The organism is Burkholderia sp. Ax-1720 (assembly GCF_011753035.1).
GTDB classification, from domain to species: domain Bacteria; phylum Pseudomonadota; class Gammaproteobacteria; order Burkholderiales; family Burkholderiaceae; genus Burkholderia; species Burkholderia gladioli.
Genome location: NZ_VWWK01000340.1, coordinates 1 through 3,034, shown reverse-complemented (window position 1 = coordinate 3,034; position 3,034 = coordinate 1). Strand labels below are relative to the sequence as shown.

General features: G+C 72.8%; 2 protein-coding genes. Both read left to right on the top strand.

The genetic code is table 11. From position 1 onward, the window contains the following. On the top strand, positions 1-1,652 hold a 1,652-nt coding region (locus tag F3J18_RS36355), incomplete at its 5' end, for a condensation domain-containing protein (RefSeq protein WP_240156509.1). Beyond that, the coding region (locus F3J18_RS36350; protein ID WP_166916982.1) for a polyketide synthase at positions 1,636-3,034 on the top strand (1,399 nt) is incomplete at its 3' end. The genes F3J18_RS36355 and F3J18_RS36350, both read left to right, overlap by 17 nt.

The following is a 3,034-nucleotide window of genomic DNA, read 5'->3' as shown; positions in this document are numbered from 1 at the left end:
CTGCCGCCACGGCGAAGCCGGGCGGCGCCGAGCCCGGGCCGGCGGTGGGCGGCACGCTCGCCACGGCGGCACAGCGCGGCATCTGGCTGCTCGAGAACAGCCCCGGCGGGCGGGCCGTGTCGAACGCGCCGCTGGTGTTCGAGTACGACGGCACGCTCGACCGCGCGCGGCTCGCGCGCTGCGTCACGCACTGGCTGGCCTGCCATCCGATCCTGCGCAGCACCTATGCCTGGGAGGACGGCGGCCTGCGGATCCGCGAGCGCGAGACCGCGCCCTTCGTGCTCGCGAGCGTCGACCTGCGCGCCGAGCCGGAAGCGCAGCGCCTGGCGAGCGCCGAGGCGCTGATCGCGGCTGAGGCGATGCGGCCCTTCGATCTGCGCCACGACCCGATGCTGCGCGTGACCGAACTGCGGCTCGGCGAGCGGGCCGGGCGATTGATCTTCGTGTTCCATCACATCGCGGTGGACGACCGCGCGATGAACGTGCTGTTCGCCGAGCTGGAGCGGCACTATCGCGCCGGCGACGCGCCGCTCGCGGCCGACGGCACGCCCACCCGACGGTTCGCCGACTTCGCCGCCCAGGCGCGTGGCGCCGAAGCCGCGGCGGCCGACCTGGGCTACTGGGTCGAGCAGTTGCGCGACTATCGCGGCGCGACCGCCTATCTCGTCGAGCCCGAGGCGAAGCCGGCCACGCGCTTCGCGGGCCGGCTCCATCGCCACCTGCTGCCGGCCGCGACCAGCCGCGATTTCGAGGCGGCCGCGGCGCGCCGCGCGGTGACGCCGTTCGCGCTGTTCGCCACCGCCGTGACCACGCTGGTGCGGCACGGCGCCGGCACCGACGATGTGACGATCGGCTCGTTCTTCTCGCAGCGCGACCATTTCGCGGACAGCGAGCTGGTGGGCTTCTTCGTCAACACGCTGCCGCTGCGGGTACGCAGCGGCGCCGACTGGGACCTGGACCGGCTCGCGCAGGCGGTCTCGCTCACGCTGGCCGAGGCGCAGACGCATCGCCACGTGGCGACCGAGGATATCTTCGACGCGCTGCAGGCCAGCACCGCGCTGCGGCGCGCCGCGTTCCGCGTGATGGTGAACCTGGAGCCGGAGCAGGCCGAGATGCTGGAGATGGACGGCTTCACCGCGCGCCGGGTGCCGCTCGACCGCGGCGTGGCCAAGTACGACCTGCTGTTCTCCCTGCGCAAGGAGGAGGACGGCTACCGCGTGCTGGTCGAGTATCACACCGGGCTCTACGACGAGGCGATCATCGCGCGGATCTGCGCGAATCTCGATCGCGTGCTCGCGGCGCTGACCGGCGAGGCGCGCGTCGCGCTGGCCGAGCTGGCGCTGCCCGACCCGCGCGACGAGGCGGCCTGGCAGGCGGCCGGCAGCGCCGCGGCACCGCTGGATTTCCGCGCCCTGGTACGCGAGATCTGGGCCGGCGAGGTCGGCCGGGGCGATTTCGGCGACGGCGAGAATTTCTTCGACGTCGGCGGCAGCTCGCTCAAGATCATGTCGGTCTACGAGAAGCTTTCGCGCCGCCTGGGCGAGCGCGGCTTCGACAAGGAACTCGACATCGTCGCCCTGTTCGAGCACGTTACCGTCGGCTCGCTGGCCGCCTTCCTCGAGGAATGGACCGCCCATGACGCCCTTGCATGATGAACGCCCGGCGGCCGGCGCGGCCGCGCTCGACATCGCGGTGATCGGCGTGGGCGCGCGCGTGCCCGGCGCACGCGGCCCCGACGCGCTGTGGTCGCTGCTGATGTCGGGCGAGGACGGCCTGACCACCTTCACGCCCGAGCAACTGGCCGCCGAGCTCGACGCGCTCGGCGAGCACGAGCGTGCCCGCTACGTGCCGCGCCGCGGCGTGATCGACGGCATCGAGATGTTCGACTCGGCGTTCTTCAAGCTGTCGGCGGCCGAGGCGGACCTGCTCGATCCCCAGCACCGGGTGCTGATGGAGGTGGTCTGGGAGGCCCTGGAGGATGCCCAGGCAAGCGACTGCGCGGGTGCCTCGATCGGCCTGTTCACCACCTCGGGCCTGAGCCAGTACCTGATCCGCAACCTGCTGCCCGACCCGGCGCTGCGCGAGCGGCACGGCGAGCTGCAGTTGCTGATGCTCAACGACAAGGACTTCCTCGCCACCCGCCTGGCCTATTTCCTCGACGTGCACGGGCCGGCCGTCAACCTGCAGACCGGCTGCTCGAGCGCCCTGGTGGCGCTGCACTACGCGTGCCTGTCGCTGCGGCGCGGGGACTGCGAGGCGGCGGTGGTGGGCGGGGTGTCGATCGCCTTGCCGCAGCAGTCGGGTTATGTCTACTCGGAGAACATGATCGGTTCGCGCGACGGGACCTGCCGGGCATTCGACCGCGAGGCATCCGGCACGGTGCGCGGCAACGGCGCCTGCGCGGTGGTGCTCAAGCCGCTGGCGGCCGCGCTCGCCGCCGGCGATCCGGTGCGCGCCGTGATCAAGGGCAGCGCGCTCAACAACGACGGCCGCGACAAGGTCGGCTTCACCGCGCCGAGCCCGCGCTGGCAGGCCGAGGTGATCGCGCGTGCCTATCGCGACTGCGGCGTCGCGCTCGACGATATCGACCTGGTCGAGGCGCATGGCACGGGCACCCCGCTGGGCGATCCGATCGAGGCGCGCGCGCTCAATCAGGCCTTCGCGAGCGCCGGCACGCGCCGCACGCGCCATCTCGGCGCGCTGAAGACCCAGATCGGCCATCTCGACACCGCCGCCGGGCTCGCGGGGCTCGTCAAGCTGTGCCTCGCGCTCGACCACGACACGATCCCGCCGACCGCGCATTTCCGCGAATTCAATCCGCGCATCGGCTTCGGCGATGCGCCGTTCGAGATCAACCGGGAGCCGGTCGCCTGGCCGCGCCGCGAGCGGCCGCGCTACGCGGCGCTCAGCTCGTTCGGCATCGGCGGCACCAACGCGCATGTGGTGCTGGCCGAGGCGCCGGCGCGCGAGCCGGTGCCCTGCGAGGGGCCGCAGGCGATCGTGGTGTCGGCCCGCAGCGCCGCGGCGCTCGCCG